Here is a 14,626-nt window from a genome sequence, read left to right as displayed (position 1 = left end):
TTTCCGCGGACGCCACGCGGGTTCCGTACCTGGCTTGTTTGTCCTAAACCTAACGAAATAAGCCAGCATAACTTTATAACGAGCCGACAATTCATGTATACTTCCATAGAAACGCTTTACGATATATACCGCAAAGGCGCCAAAGTTTCCACCGACACCCGCCAGATCACCGATGGCTGTATTTTCTTCGCGTTGAAAGGCGATAAATTCGATGGTAACCAGTACGCGGCGGAAGCTTTGCAAAAAGGTGCGGCCTATGCCGTGGTAGACGACCCGAATGTGGTTACCAGCGACCGTTTCCTGCTTTTCGCGGACGGCCTTACCGCCTTGCAGGACCTGGCGAAGCATCACCGCAAAACCTTCGGCTTCCCGGTAGTTGCATTAACCGGCTCTAACGGCAAAACGACGACCAAGGAGTTGATCGCGAAGGTGCTTTCGATGAAATATAACACCTACGCCACACGCGGGAACCTCAACAACCACATAGGCGTGCCCCTCACGATCCTGTCGATCGATCCGGCAAAGCAGGAAATGGCGGTGATTGAAATGGGTGCCAACCACCAGCAAGAGATTGCATTGCTCGCCGGCATCGCACAGCCTACGCATGGGTTGATCACCAACATCGGAAAGGCGCATTTGGAGGGTTTTGGTGGAGTTGCGGGCATTATCAAAGGCAAGGGGGAGCTCTTCGATTACCTTTCCAAAAAGAAAGGCACCGTATTCGTGAACGCGACGCAGGATGTGATCATGGACATGGTGAGCAAACGCCGGGCATTTGGCGAGATCGTATTCTATTGTTCAGAAAACAGCACCGTAAACCCGACGCTGACGGAAGAAAACCCGTTTGTTGTGTTCAGCAACGGTGGTAAAACTGTGACCACCCATTTGCCCGGAAGATACAATTTTGATAATATCTGCGCCGCACTCGCCGTCGGCAAGCACTTTGGAGTGACTGACGAGGATGCGTACGAAGCCGTAGCCACCTACGAGCCGGACAATAACCGCTCACAGATCGTCAAAAAGGGTAGCAATACCGTGATAATGGATGCTTACAATGCGAATCCGTCATCGATGGCCGCGGCCGTTGCGAATTTTGGAAGAATGGAAGCGCCGCGTAAGATCCTCATCCTGGGCGATATGTTCGAGCTGGGCGATGCCGCGCCGGAGGAACATTTAGCATTGGGAAAACAGATTGCCGGTGAGAACTTCGATGTCGTAATTCTTGCAGGAAAGCTCATGCAGCACGCATTGCCAGCGCTACCAAAAGCCTACTATTTCCCCGATAAATTCTCTTTGCACAACTGGATTATGGATAATCCACAAGAAAATACACATTTCCTCATCAAGGGCTCACGGGGGATGTCGCTCGAAACGGTACTTAGCGTAATGCCCGATAAATAATTTATAATTACAGTTGTTATTAGTATAATTATATTGCAAAAATCGATGGCATTATAAGCCATATTTATAGCTTCTCTATTCCTATAAATAAAACTAAATTCATTTAATTAAATCAACTCTTTCCTGGCATAGTACCAGGATGGGGTTTGACCCATGTACTCATCGTTCGTAGTTTTGTAACACCAAAAAATACAATTTATAAACAAACGAGCAATCATGGCTAATAGACTGTTATCAGTAGGATCGGAATTCCCGGAATTCAAAAAGACATCCGTAGTATCGCTTGAAAAAGGAAACGAATTCTACGATATTACCTCAGAAGACCACAAAAACGCTGAGAAATGGATGGTTATGTTCTGGTGGCCAAAAGACTTCACTTTTGTGTGCCCTACCGAGATTGCCGAGTTCAACAAACACACTTCGGACTTCGCTGACCGCGACACGATACTGATTGGTGCTTCTACCGACAGCGAATACGTGCACCTGGCATGGCGCAAAAACCACGACGACCTTCGCGACCTGCAATTCCCTATGCTGGCCGACACTTCGAAATCATTGGCAGAAGAACTGGGTATCCTCGAAGCGAACGAGAAAATTGCTTACCGCGTAACTTACATCGTCGATCCACAGGGCATCATCCGTTGGGTAAGCGTTAACGACCTTTCAGTTGGCCGTAACGTATCTGAAGTATTGCGTGTACTCGATGCATTGCAAACTGACGAGCTTTGCCCTTGCAACTGGCAAAAAGGCGAGGCTACACTTGCTTAGTCAGCCCATTGAAAGCAGTTCACAAGCGGGTGATCGTTAGTACGCCGGTTCTGTGAACTGCTTTTTTATTCACCTGCGGGAAAACCTTTCCGCTCAAAATTCAAACGAATATGTATCCATTTGCAGCCACAGGGAACACGAAAGAGTCCCTGTATAAAGAGGTCAATTTGCCTGCAGAATTTGAAAGCGTGCTGATCAACAAGCTCGCGGCGCTTGACCACCGTTACCTCAAAGACCTGAAAATCAATGTAGGCAATGTCTTGAAATCCCAGACACTCAACCGCAAGGAAGCATTACTGCTTGCATTGTCGGTAGCAGTGAATGAAAAGAACGCGGCGCTGATTGCGGCGCTGGAAGAACTGGCTAGCCAGGAAGGTGCGGACGAGAAGGAGATCGCGGAGATAACTGCCTGTGTCTCATTGATGAACGCGAACAACGTATTCTACCGTTTTCGTCACTTCATGCACAAGGAGTTTTACGATAATGCACCTGCGGGCATCAAAATGAGCATTATGGCAAACCCAGTGCTGGGCAAGGAGTTTTTTGAACTAACCAGCCTCGTTGTTTCAGCATTGAACGGCTGCGAAATGTGCGTGACCTCGCACGAGCAGTCGGTCCTGAACCACGGCGGTACGCAGGCACGTATATTCGATGCGGTTAGGCTTGGTGCAATCTTCAAGAGCTTTTCTGTTTTGATATAAAACAAAACTAGCCAGGTCTTAAAGATCTGGCTAGTCCCAAATTATCCATCCTATTTCTCTATTGTTTTCTCTTTGGATACTGCATCGCTCTACTCCATGTAGCTGATGTAGAAGGAGTTTCGGCCCCACATCGTACTGGGCTCGAAATCGATCACCAGCTTGCTTTCATACTCATCTTCCGAAAAGTGATTGCGCAGTTTCAGCGGTGCCTTGCCGCCTTCTCCGTTGTAATATGCTGTAATTTCATACCGTCCCAGAGGAATGTCAACCAGGTAGCCATAAGTCTTTGAATAGGGCTTCCCCGACTTCATTTTCAAGGTTTTACCCTTGGAACCGTCGATGAGGTCCCCTACCGGCGTGAGCGTAAACTCAATGTTCTCTTCGTCGTAAATGCTGCTGTAAAGCGACTTGTTCAGCCCGACCGTCGCGCCGTAGTAACCCTCGCCTTCCGGACGCTCGCCGGCAAGTTTCCATTGGAAATTCCGCACGGCGCCGTCGATACTGAACCCTTCGTAAACGTCCGGGTCCAGGTCCAGCTCGTAGCGGCGGCCATTGTACTGCTTCACAATCTGTGCCGAAGCCATGAATGTGCCTACCTTCGGCAGCTGGATCTCGTAGTTACCATTCGCATCGGTATTTCCCAGGGAGTAAGACGCGTAGATCATGGTATTATCGATCACCACTTCCACTCCCTTCACCGGCTTGCCTTCCGTATCGGTCACTTTTCCGGTTGCATACCCCTTTTTCGAACCCGGTCCATCAATGCCGGGCTCGTCATCAGTGGTGCAGGCAGCAACGAGCCCTACGATCAGAGCGCATTGCAGCATTAAAATCCATTTTCTCATTACTCAATCTTACGCAGTTCGGTCGTAGATGTGCTCTCCTCGCCTTTTTCGATCGTCTTTACAACGCCCACACCGGGAGCCGTCCAGAGTGTCACATTCACCAGCTCAGTTGTGATTTCCGGCTCGGTTACCTCGGTTTCGAACTTGGTATAAACTTCATATGAGTACTCCCATTTGGTGCATTTGAATTCGCCAGCCGGTGTAGTGATCGATTCTTCGGCTACTGCTTTTCCGTTTTTGTGCGTCATGCGCGCTTCGAGCTTGCCCAGTACCGAGCCTTCGTCCCCTGCCGGAATTTCCAGTTCTAGCAACAGCCTGATCGGGTCGCCCTTAAATGTGAGCGGGCTGTTGACTTTGCCGTTGTTTTCGAGGTACTGGAATTGTGGAAAACCCGTTACCTTCATTTCGGAAATGTAAGCGACGTCGTTGATCGCGTTTACCATTTCTTTGATAGCAACTGGATATGGTAGCTCGTTGGTCGTTGTGCCTCCCTTCGCATAAGCTTTGGACATGAAGGTTTTTTCCTCCTCATTTTCCCGGATAAAGTTGCTGATCGTGTGGACGTCCATCCCGGCGGAGTCTTTGGTACTCACGATTTTAGTAATCATATCGCCGGTTGAACCTTCGGAATCGGTGATCTTGTACGTATAACTTTTATCCTTTGCCGGAATGAACGCCTTCTCCGTTCCGCCACCATCTCCGCCGCCGTCGGGATTCGGGTTGTCGTCGTCCTTACACGCGGCGAAGGACATTGCCAGCACGGCCAGCGCCAGGGCAGATTTCGCAAATCTGCTTAGAACAATTGAGGGTGATTTACTTTTAAGTTTCATGGCAATTTTAGATTTAATACGAATTGATATTCAAATAATTAAGTGCTTAAAAATTTTCTACAGGCATACATACAGCATGAGTACCACAAAACCCGCCACCACGAGCGAGCCCCGTAGGAATATAAATTTCATCCACTCGTCGCGGGCGTTGACGTAGCCCTGGTGCGTATTCAGGAGATCGGCGTTGATCAGTACATTCACCGGCTCACTGCGTTTCAATGCGAGTGCCAGATCGGCGACCAGCAGCAGAAAGGCGACCAGGACCGGCCCGTAGGTAAGTAGTCCGCCAGCACTAACCGTCAAAACCAGCCAGGTAAGCGTGGTCGCAAGCGAAGAAATGTAAAGGGCCCTCAGCGGCCGCCTTACGCGCGGGTCGACGGCTTTGCGCAACTCGATGAAGCTTTCCGGCGAAATATCGAAAAGTGCCTTCCCGAATCCGACGCGGTAAAAAGCGCCCTGTGCGGCCACGAAGAAATATAACACCAGGCCAATGGCCTGCACGATATTCAGCATTTCAATCGATTTCATAAAGCTTGATCGCCGCCTGGCCTGTTGTATCTTTTTCCAGCTCTTTGCGGAGCTTTTCATTGAGGTATTTTCTAACGGAAACCTTCCTGACGTCGAGCAACGCGGGTTCGGTCGTTTCCGACACGAGGTGGTTGCTGTGGGCGTAATATCTGACGATCGTCGATTTTTTATCGGGCGCTGTCTCGGTCACCCAAAACCCTTTTTCGGGGAATGGCTGGCGGGCGGAGCGAGTCGCTTTGCTCACAGCCTGGTTTTGAATACTTGCAGCGACCAGTAGCCCAGCAAGCATATAATGTGTTATGATTTTCATGGCTATAATTCATTTCATCCGGTCGATGCGCTTTCCGGGACCTGGCGAGAAACAGCCAGGCCGTCAGGAGAGCGGGTGGGACCACCACAAGAAGCATTATAAGACCTTACTCTTTCAGCAGCTTCGCTTGCGCGTTGTCTTTGAACGTGTTGACGGTTTCGACATCGCCATTGACGGTGCCCTGGTAGTTGACGAAGATGCCGTAGCCACCACTGTTGGCAATCACCGATTTGCGGATCGTCATGCGGGACTGTCCGCCGTAGATAGCAATGTTCGCCTTCTTGCCCGACACAATCGCAATGTTACCGCCGCCTGAGACTTCGGCATTTTCGATCACGTTTTTATCGCTGGTAGAGAAGCATATCATCCCTTTCCAATAGGCAGCAACGTTTTCGGCACCACGGATCACGATTTTGTTTGTTTCTGTTCCAACCGCATTGAAATAACCGTCGTCGATAGTGATGAAACCTCCACGTCCCACTTCGATGATCACGCCGGGCAACAATTTCCAGTTGGCGTCGGAAGTCACATTTTCAAGGAAACGATAAGGAGTCTTGTCTTTAAAACCTTTCCATACTACTTCCGAGGCGGCATTTTTAGGCAGAGACGAGGCGAAGATCTCCACCACATTGCGACCGTTACCGTTCGTGAATTTGGAATCCGTGTCAAGGTTTTTCACGTTTTCGGCACCCATAAGGATCCCGGCTTCCGTATTCTCTTTGAAATTGTTCTTTTCAAATGAACCGAGGATTACCGCATGTTCGAGGTAAAGTCCGTAACCGGCATTTTGCTCAAAAAGACAGTGTTTGATATTCACTTCCGCGCGACCGCCTCCCAAAACTGCCATACCGGCTTTGGTCGTAGCATAAAGCGGCTTGCTACCTGCGTGCAGTACCTGCACATATTCAAGTGTATTCGCGCTGCTCGACGAGCGGAAGGTTACGCCGGCCCAGAAACCTTTGGTAGTTTCCTTCCCGATGAAACGGATAGGCTTCGCGGAATCACCTTTTGCGATGAGGATACCACCGTTGTCGTTGATCTCCAGACGGGTATCACGTGCAAATGCGATGACAACACCCGGCTTGATTTCCAGTTCCGCATTCACCGATACGTTCGCATTCACGATGTAATCCGGAATGGCCGGGTTGTCGATGCGGTCGTTCAGAGTCAGTTTGGCGCGGATGTTGGCATCGATCACGATCGGTTCGATCACCGTGGCCGTAATCACAACTTTATCCTTGCTCTGCCCATTGGCATTGCTGATGGTCAGTTCCACTTCGTACTCGCCCGCAACATCGGCGGTAAATGTAGGCTTGGCGGTGTTGGCAGCGGCCAGGTTGGCGGCGCTACCTGCCGGTTTTTTACTGAATGTCCAGCTGAATTCAAACGGCTTGTTCTCGCTGTCGGCGGAAGCACTGCCGTCGAGTTTCACAACAGAGCCTGCGTTTACATTCTGGTCCGCCCCTGCTTTGGCGGTCAATGTGTTGGATGGTTTTACATCTTCTTCTTCCTTGCAGCTACCCAGCAACAGGGCAAAGGACAAGGCTGCCCAAAGAATTCTTCTTGCTTTTAACATGGCTAATATTCCAAAAGATTTAAATGAATTTTACTTCCATTTCTCAATGGCGGTGCAATTCTAAACCGATTTGGCGAGCATGAGAAGGCTGGGAAAGCGAGTGTCGATCAATAGCTGGTTTTGTCGACAAACGCCTTTTGCAGCGCCGTTTAAAATGTGAGCTTGAAGCGGCGCTGGCAGTCGTTGCGGAAGTTGCGGCCAATGGGCAGCTCCTTACCGGCGATTTCCAGCTTGTGGGAATGGTAGCTTTCGACTTTATCGACCGAAACGATAAATGAGCGGTGAATGCGGATGAAGGCGTCCTCGGGCAGGAGTTCTTCCAAAAGACTGATCTTCTGTTTCGAAACGAGTGCCTTGTCCTTCAAAACGACTTTAATATAATCCCGCAAACTCTCGATCCAGTAAATGTCGTTGACGTTCACCTTGACCATCTTGCGGTCTACTTTTAAATACAAAAACACATCCTGAGTTGTCGGCACCGCTTTTTGCGCTACCGAAACAGACTGATTGGTAATATTCAAACCCGTAAAAACCTTGTCCATCGCCCGCAGGAAGCGCTCGAAGGGAATGGGTTTCAGCAGGTAATCCACTGCATTAAGGTCGAAACCCTCGACGGCGTAATCCTGGTAAGCCGTCGTAAAAACGACTTTGGGCGGGTTTTTAAGGCTTCTAAGCAAGTCGGTTCCTTTGAGGCCGGGCATTTTTACATCCAGAAACATGAGGTCGATCTTCTGTTGCTGCAACACCTGGAATGCCTGAATGGCGTCCTGGCAGCGCGCCGCAACTTCGATCTCCGCGAAATTGGCGAGGTAGTTGTCCAGTACTTCGATAGCGTGTGGCTCATCGTCCACCAGAATGGCTTTCAGCTTCATAAATATCAGATTTCCAAACGTTTGTCAAGATCAATTTCCAGAATCACGGCGAATACATCTTCCTCGTCCATGATTTTAAGGTTATGGGCCGAAGGATACAGAATTTCGAGCCGTTTGCGCACGTTCGCCAACCCTATGCTCACATGATGCGGGCGATCGTCGTGCACGGCGGTTTCGGGTTTGCTGTTCGAGATCTTGAATTTCAGCGCATTGTTCTTCACCCGCAAATCCATATTGATCCACGCCTGCCCGATCTGCTCACTGGCGCCGTGCTTGAATGCATTCTCGACCAGCGGCAGTATCAGCAACGGCGCGATCTTGGAATCGGGCGATAAGCCGTTGATACTGAAATTAATATCCAGCCGCTCCTCGTACCGGATCTTTTCCAGTTCGATGTAACTTTTGAGTATACTGATATCCCTTTCCAGCTGTACAATCTCCGTATTGGCCTCATAAAGCATATAGCGTAATATCTCCGCCAGGCCCATTACCACCCCCGGCGACTGTGGCGATTGTTTGAGGGTCAATGCATAAAGGTTATTTAATGTATTGAACAAGAAATGCGGGTGCAGCTGGCCTTTCAGGAAGTTCAGCTCGGCCTCCATCGCTGCTTGCCGCCTGTCGAACCACATCTTGAAAAACTTCACCGACAATGCGATCCATACGAAAATATTGGTCTGCTCGAATGCGCTGATCAGGTACGTGGGCTTCAAAAGCTGCTGTTTGAACGTTCCTTCCAGCTTCCGCCAGACAAACGTCGGGTCGTTCTTTTTTACCGCATTGTAGATGATCGGGTCGGCGACGAGTATTTCCATCAACCTGAAAGCCAGCGTAGAACCAATGATGATCAGCAGGAAAAGGAGCGCAAAATGCACATATTTCTTCCGGTCGAAATACCGGGGGATGATCACGTAGGCGATCAGGTAGAAATAACCGATGTGGATGGGCATAAATAGGGCTACGATACCGACTGTAAGCCAGTAGTCGGGCATACCTGCACCGTAAATGATTGTCAGGATCGTCAGTACGGCGAGCCAGAACAGGATGTGCAGTAAAATTCTTTGATGCCTGGTGTAACTAAGTACCGGGGAAACAGGGCGCATGTAACAAAGATAACGATTTAGGGGGCCAATGCCGGCTTTGAAAAGCATTGTCGACCAACATCATACTATTGTCGACGAACGGCATTTATAAGGTGCTCTTCCGGGTAATTGTTTGGTGTACAGACAAAATATCTTCGCCAACCGGTGAATCACAGGGCTGTCACTTCATAATGCGGCCATATTCAGCCTTTGAAAGATAAAATATCCAAATTAGGCCCATAAATCAGAATTTGTATCTGCAAATATTCCCTCTGGTGGTTTTTCTACTTAGTTTTGTATTAAAATCAAGATATTAACTAAACTGTAAAATAATGGCAACGTCAACCGAAACGTACATTCCGTACAAGGTAAAAGACATCTCGCTGGCCGAATGGGGCCGTAAAGAAATCACATTGGCAGAAGCGGAAATGCCTGGTTTGATGGCTATCCGTGCTGAATACGGTCCGTCACAGCCTTTGGCAGGTGCGCGGGTTGCGGGTTGCTTGCACATGACGATCCAGACTGCAGTTCTGATCGAAACGCTTACGGCATTGGGTGCGGAAGTTACCTGGTCATCTTGTAACATCTTCTCTACGCAAGACCACGCAGCAGCGGCGATCGCAGCAGCGGGCATCCCTGTTTACGCATGGAAAGGAATGAATGAAGAGGAATTCAACTGGTGTATCGAGCAGACTTTGTTCTTCGGCGAGGAGCGCAAACCCCTCAACATGATCCTCGACGACGGTGGTGACCTTACCAACATGGTATTCGACGAATATCCTGAGCTGATCGACGGCATCAAAGGTCTTTCGGAAGAAACGACCACCGGTGTTCACCGTTTGTACGAGCGCTACAAAAACGGAACGCTTCACCTGCCTTCTATCAACGTAAACGACTCGGTTACAAAATCTAAATTCGATAACAAATACGGCTGCCGCGAGTCACTGGTTGACTCTATACGCCGCGCAACCGACCTGATGCTTGCTGGTAAAGTAGCGGTAGTAGCAGGTTACGGCGACGTAGGTAAAGGCTCGGCCGAATCACTCCGTGGTGCAGGCTGCCGCGTACTCGTTACTGAAATCGACCCGATCTGTGCATTGCAGGCTGCTATGGACGGTTTCGAAGTAGTAACTATGGACGAAGCTGCCGACCGCGCGAACATTTTCGTGACTGCAACCGGTAACTACAAAATCATCACCGACCGTCACTTCCTCAAAATGCGTGACAAAGCGGTAGTTTGTAACATCGGCCACTTCGATAACGAAATCGACATGGCTTGGTTGAACAAATCTTACGGCCACACCAAATCGCAGATCAAACCACAAGTTGACATCTACAACGTGGAAGGCAAAGACATCATCGTGCTGGCAGAAGGCCGTCTGGTGAACCTTGGCTGCGCAATGGGTCACCCGTCATTTGTGATGTCCTGCTCATTCTCAAACCAGACTTTGGCGCAGATCGAGCTTTGGACCAACACGGCTGCTTACGAGAAGAAAGTATACGTTCTTCCAAAGGCGCTTGACGAAAAAGTGGCTGCATTGCACCTTAAACACGTAGGCGCGAATCTGGATATCCTTTCAGATGAGCAGGCTGCTTACATCGGTGTATCCGTAGAAGGTCCTTTCAAAGCGGAAACTTACCGTTATTAATATAGGATTGATATTGAAAAGACCGGCTGGTTCGCGTAACCGGCCGGTCTTTTTTTATGCTTTTTGCATTCCCTGGATTTACGCCTCTGGTTTTCCGGGTGACGCCGGGGGCAGGTCGACAGGCCTCGCTGGCGTGGGAAACGAAATATTATTCTCATCAAAAACCCGCTTCACTACTTTCATCGCCGCACTTTTCGCCGGCCCGGGACCTATTTTGTCCTGCCGGATCCAGAAAAGTATTTCAAAATCGATACTCTTCTCCGTAAAACGCGTGAAGTTAAATTCGATCACTTTGAGAGGGTCGATAAAATCCAGCTTCCTGATCACGCTAAGCGCAAGGCTCTCCACTACCGCCAGATCGTCTTTATAGCCAATGCTACCCTCCATCCGTACACGTCTTTCGCCAGAATGCGTGAAATTCAGGATCGGCTTTTGGAAAATATCCTTGCTAGGCAGCTCCACTTGCTGACCCTCGAAGTTATCCAGCTTCACCGACCGGAGGCCGATAGAGAGCACTTTCCCTGTGTAGCCATTTGTTTCGATAACATCCCCTACCTGGATGGGTCGTTGGATCGCGATGAATGCGCCGGAAATGAAGTTGGTCGTAAGATCCTGGAATGCAAAACCTAGCGCCAATGCGAGCACGCCTGCACCTGCGAGCAATGACGTCACGGTTTTATCCAAACCCAGCACACCTAATGCGAAAAAGAAACCGGTTGTAATGATCGCGATCCGGGTAATGGTCGATATTAGTCCCACGAGTGCAACATTCTGCGATGCATGGCCTAATATCCGTTCAATAAACTTTCCTCCCAGCCTTGACAGAAACCTGAAAACGATCAGGATAATAATGGCTATGAGAAGGTTCGGCAAGAGGCGGTAAGCGTCCACCGTCCAGCGGTCGAGTTTGACGGCAATGGGGTCTACTATTTTGGAAATTTGTGCGAAAATCATCTTTTAAATTAATACTGCACGGGGCCTCGAACTAGTAAACCCGGCGCATTTTAAACAGGCTGCGGCCCAGAAATGTTGTGCGGCACGCAAAAATAAGCATTAGGAGCCGCTTTTTACATCACGCCATCCTCTATAACACCGCAAGCTTCCCCGAACCGACCACTCGCCCATCGGATTTCATTCTCCAGATCCGGCCGACCTATGTTTAATGGATTTAAAATCATTTTTTTCAACCATTAACGCTTATTATTATGAAACTACTTCGAGGCATGGCCATTGCGGCCACAGGCATTTACATGGCAGCGATGATGAGCGCCTGCCAGACAGGAAATGAAACCGCGCTTAATCCGCAGACACCTGCGACGATATCGGACCGGAATGCGAAGACAGCGGACATTCTGCTAATCAAAGATGGAGGTAAAGACCTTGCCTATGCAACTGTGGGAAGGCCTGTTCTGTGGAAAGAAATTGATCAAAGCTTAAATAGCTTCTGGGAATTTACCTATACTGCACAAAACGTGACGGCCACAAAATACAATCAGACAACCAAACAGCAAATGGATGTCGACTTGTACACGCTTGATGCAAATGGGCTTTGCACTCAAAGCTCCACTGACAAAGTCTTCAACTATGAATACAATGTTAACGGCCAGCTAACAAAATGTTACAACAAATTTGAGCCTAATGAACGGCAAGAGTTCGCCTATGAAAATGACCCAGCCGCACAGACGAAATCTCTTTCAAAAGTAACGTTCTATGATAAATTCAATATCAAAAAGAGGGAGACTACATATAGTTATACAGCGGGAGGTATTATCCCCGACCTAAACCCGATGAATCCGGAATGTCTGCCGACCAATGGCAGAAAGTACTTGCCGATTTTTGGCAAGTTCAACACGAACCTCGCGAAATTGGTCACTGACAATACGTTTTTGTCTAGTGGGACAAAACTGATGACCGCCTTCTTATACGAGTACGCCCTTGACGCCGATGGCAGGGCAAACACTGTAACCCTTAAGAAAACTGATGGAACTATCATTTCCGTAACCCAAAGGAAGTATTCTTCTCCCGTGGGGGGCATTTAGTCGCAATAAGTAAAGACCAGGCTTGGTAGCCGAAATTACCAAGCCTGGTGTTCGTCTACAAAATCAACCAAATCATAACCTCGCTAGCAACTCCTCCTTCTTAGCCTTAAACTCCTCCTCCGTAATCTGCCCCTTTTCAAGAAGCACATTCAGTTTTCCAATCGTCGAAATGATAATATCCTGCGGGCTTTGATCGCCACTGCGCAAGTCGGCAGTTGCAGTTACGTCGTAAGCGATTTCCGGTGTTGGCTGGCTCGGTTTGCCCGGATCAGAAACAATTTGTAGACTTTCAAGGTCGACCGGACCGTCCTTGCTTGTAAATCGATAGGAACTCCCTGAGCCTTGCTGCTGGGAAATACCGGATATCTGATGATGCTTGGTATCATAGATCGTACGTTTCCCATTCTCCTCAATGACCAAACGATGCACAGCCTCAAAATAAGCGTAGCGGAAATTGTTTTGGGAACCGGTAGAAGTTGGAGTACCGAAAACCGTTGGCCACGATGTGCTAACCTGCTTCTGCGATGCCCCCGCAATGTCGTTTGCGGCTGAACTGCCATTTGGACCATGAATTGCCTCTTTTTCTTCGAACAGGATATTCGTCGCAACGAGAGCCGCCAGTTCGTTACAGAGCTTGTCCACAGTCGCGCGCAGGCCGCTGTTAAACATATCTCCTACCATCGTCATTCCGCCCTTCATCCATTGGCCCTGTCCGCCCAATTCCGCAATGTTGAATTGCGCCATCGTCCCATTTCCCTGAACAACCGCTTTCAGGAGCGATTCAACGGTTTCCGGACGCAAATTATATTGGCCTGCAATGCCATCGACTTTTCGCCGACCTTCCTGAGTGAGTTCTTTCATGATATATTGAGTTTGAGGAGGGCATTGCAAAAACGATGCCACCCTGACCCAAAACGACAGAAATTCGAGCAAAATCACACTTTCCAAACCGGCAACTAGCCCGCAAGCCCCGATCGGGTATCGCTTTTTCAAGCTGTCGAAGTGCAGGCTATGTTTGAAGAAGTTAAATCAATTGTTCAATTCAATTAACGTTATTATGAAACTAAACAGAACCACCACATTGGTCATCCAGGGTATGTTAGTGCTGGGCCTGCTCGGCGCCTGCCAGAATGAAGACGTGATGACACCCGCCGACACAATCGGAAACACTTCCGGCGACAACAATGCAAAAGTTGCGGCAAGTGAAATCAAACTTGTAAGCGACGGTGATAACAACCTGCAATATCACAAGACAGGCCGATACACAGGCTATTTATCAAAGGTTAGTGAGCCGTCTTATTACACCAACTATTCTTATAACGACAGCGGCGTTCAGGGAGATTACTGGATTACAAGTAAACGTTATACAAAATCGACCAACACCCTGATTAAAGAAATTCAATATCACGTGGTCAACAAAAGGTGTATTAAAAGTTTCAATATCACAGACAATCAAAATTCTATTTACAGCTATAATGAAACAGGTCGGTTAAACACCATATCTCGCGAGGGAAGTAGTATAAAAGTTGACTTTAATTACATTTACGACGCCGCTGCCGACGCCGAACGTCTCACTAAAACAACTTATTCGAATAGTAACGGAGCGTACAAGGAAGTTTCTTTTTTATATTCGATTGGATCGGGCAACTGGGCAGTCGCTCCGAAGCCCGACAAATATTTTTTAAACCCCGTTCATTCAGATCTAGATAAATACCTTCGAATTTTCGGAAAATTCAGTGATATGCTTGTCCAACAGGTCACAATAACTCCACTACCGTATACAAACCAGACTAAGCCATATTACAAATATTTCTATTCAATCGACAGTGACGGATATGCCATATCCCGCTCGCAAGAGTATTACCCGCTTGGTTATGGCAATCAAGCTGGCAAGCAATCGACTTACGCTGCTTTGAATTATATGGCATGGGTACCAGGGATATAATTCAGCTATTCATTTCTTAATTTAAACAAAAGAGACCGTCGACCTGGCGGTCTTTTTGTCTAAAATGCCTCTCACTGCAA

At 48.5% G+C, this 14,626-nt stretch carries 15 protein-coding genes; 6 read left to right on the top strand and 9 right to left on the bottom strand.

Translation table 11 applies throughout. The annotated features are described in order from the left end of the window. The first annotated feature begins 93 nt into the window (after positions 1-93). The 3 genes from ACTJJJ_RS12825 to ACTJJJ_RS12815 all read left to right on the top strand — a co-directional run bounded on the left by ACTJJJ_RS12825 (position 94) and on the right by ACTJJJ_RS12815 (position 2,870). Positions 94-1,401, top strand: coding sequence for a UDP-N-acetylmuramoyl-tripeptide--D-alanyl-D-alanine ligase (locus tag ACTJJJ_RS12825; RefSeq protein WP_440701989.1), 1,308 nt, complete (start codon positions 94-96; stop codon positions 1,399-1,401). A 216-nt stretch (positions 1,402-1,617) separates the two neighbouring features. After that, positions 1,618-2,169: a peroxiredoxin gene (locus ACTJJJ_RS12820; RefSeq protein WP_188934604.1), complete on the top strand. Its 552-nt coding sequence runs from the start codon at positions 1,618-1,620 to the stop codon at positions 2,167-2,169. A gap of 110 nt (positions 2,170-2,279) precedes the next feature. After that, positions 2,280-2,870 (top strand): carboxymuconolactone decarboxylase family protein, encoded by a 591-nt coding sequence (locus ACTJJJ_RS12815; protein ID WP_426292878.1) that lies wholly within the window; start codon positions 2,280-2,282, stop codon positions 2,868-2,870. Positions 2,871-2,959: 89 nt separating this feature from the next. On the opposite strand, the gene ACTJJJ_RS12810 is transcribed toward ACTJJJ_RS12815, so the two are convergent. The 7 genes from ACTJJJ_RS12810 to ACTJJJ_RS12780 form a co-directional block, all read right to left on the bottom strand. After that, complete coding sequence (locus ACTJJJ_RS12810; protein WP_440701988.1) at positions 2,960-3,715, bottom strand: carboxypeptidase-like regulatory domain-containing protein; 756 nt, start codon at positions 3,713-3,715, stop codon at positions 2,960-2,962. Continuing rightward, on the bottom strand, positions 3,715-4,545 hold the full coding sequence (locus ACTJJJ_RS12805; protein ID WP_440701987.1) for a TapB family protein: 831 nt from the start codon (positions 4,543-4,545) through the stop codon (positions 3,715-3,717). Before ACTJJJ_RS12805 ends, ACTJJJ_RS12810 begins: the two co-directional genes overlap by 1 nt. A 57-nt stretch (positions 4,546-4,602) precedes the next feature. Beyond that, entirely contained in the window at positions 4,603-5,073 is a 471-nt protein-coding gene (locus ACTJJJ_RS12800; protein WP_440701986.1) for a hypothetical protein, read from the bottom strand. Continuing rightward, on the bottom strand, positions 5,060-5,383 hold the full coding sequence (locus ACTJJJ_RS12795; RefSeq protein WP_440701985.1) for a hypothetical protein: 324 nt from the start codon (positions 5,381-5,383) through the stop codon (positions 5,060-5,062). The genes ACTJJJ_RS12800 and ACTJJJ_RS12795 overlap by 14 nt, the downstream gene beginning before the upstream one ends. A gap of 106 nt (positions 5,384-5,489) precedes the next feature. Continuing rightward, a complete protein-coding gene (locus tag ACTJJJ_RS12790; RefSeq protein ID WP_440701984.1) occupies positions 5,490-6,959 on the bottom strand; it encodes a PKD domain-containing protein in 1,470 nt (489 codons plus the stop codon). A 149-nt stretch (positions 6,960-7,108) separates the two neighbouring features. Beyond that, positions 7,109-7,831, bottom strand: coding sequence for a LytR/AlgR family response regulator transcription factor (locus ACTJJJ_RS12785; protein ID WP_188934619.1), 723 nt, complete (start codon positions 7,829-7,831; stop codon positions 7,109-7,111). A 5-nt stretch (positions 7,832-7,836) separates the two neighbouring features. After that, positions 7,837-8,934 carry a sensor histidine kinase gene (locus tag ACTJJJ_RS12780; protein WP_440701983.1) on the bottom strand — a complete coding sequence of 366 codons (1,098 nt, stop codon included), beginning with the start codon at positions 8,932-8,934 and terminating at the stop codon, positions 7,837-7,839. A gap of 311 nt (positions 8,935-9,245) precedes the next feature. Here ACTJJJ_RS12780 and ahcY point away from each other — a divergent pair, with 311 nt between their 5' ends. Beyond that, positions 9,246-10,562, top strand: a complete 1,317-nt coding sequence (gene ahcY / locus ACTJJJ_RS12775) for an adenosylhomocysteinase (RefSeq protein WP_188934623.1) — start codon at positions 9,246-9,248, stop codon at positions 10,560-10,562. Positions 10,563-10,640: 78 nt separating this feature from the next. On the opposite strand, the gene ACTJJJ_RS12770 is transcribed toward ahcY, so the two are convergent. Next, on the bottom strand, positions 10,641-11,516 hold the full coding sequence (locus tag ACTJJJ_RS12770) for a mechanosensitive ion channel family protein (RefSeq protein ID WP_440701982.1): 876 nt from the start codon (positions 11,514-11,516) through the stop codon (positions 10,641-10,643). A gap of 269 nt (positions 11,517-11,785) precedes the next feature. On the opposite strand from ACTJJJ_RS12770, the gene ACTJJJ_RS12765 reads away from it, so the two are divergent. Further along, entirely contained in the window at positions 11,786-12,601 is an 816-nt protein-coding gene (locus ACTJJJ_RS12765; protein ID WP_440701981.1) for a hypothetical protein, read from the top strand. Between the two features lie 72 nt (positions 12,602-12,673). On the opposite strand, the gene ACTJJJ_RS12760 is transcribed toward ACTJJJ_RS12765, so the two are convergent. Further along, entirely contained in the window at positions 12,674-13,462 is a 789-nt protein-coding gene (locus ACTJJJ_RS12760; protein WP_188934629.1) for an SHOCT domain-containing protein, read from the bottom strand. A 196-nt stretch (positions 13,463-13,658) separates the two neighbouring features. Here ACTJJJ_RS12760 and ACTJJJ_RS12755 point away from each other — a divergent pair, with 196 nt between their 5' ends. After that, positions 13,659-14,546, top strand: a complete 888-nt coding sequence (locus ACTJJJ_RS12755) for a hypothetical protein (protein ID WP_440701980.1) — start codon at positions 13,659-13,661, stop codon at positions 14,544-14,546. Positions 14,547-14,626 lie beyond the last annotated feature (80 nt).

Source organism: Dyadobacter sp. 22481 (assembly GCF_052044875.1).
In the GTDB taxonomy this organism is placed as follows: domain Bacteria; phylum Bacteroidota; class Bacteroidia; order Cytophagales; family Spirosomataceae; genus Dyadobacter; species Dyadobacter endophyticus.
Note: the sequence above shows the minus strand (reverse complement) of the source record. Positions and strands in the feature narration are given on the sequence as shown.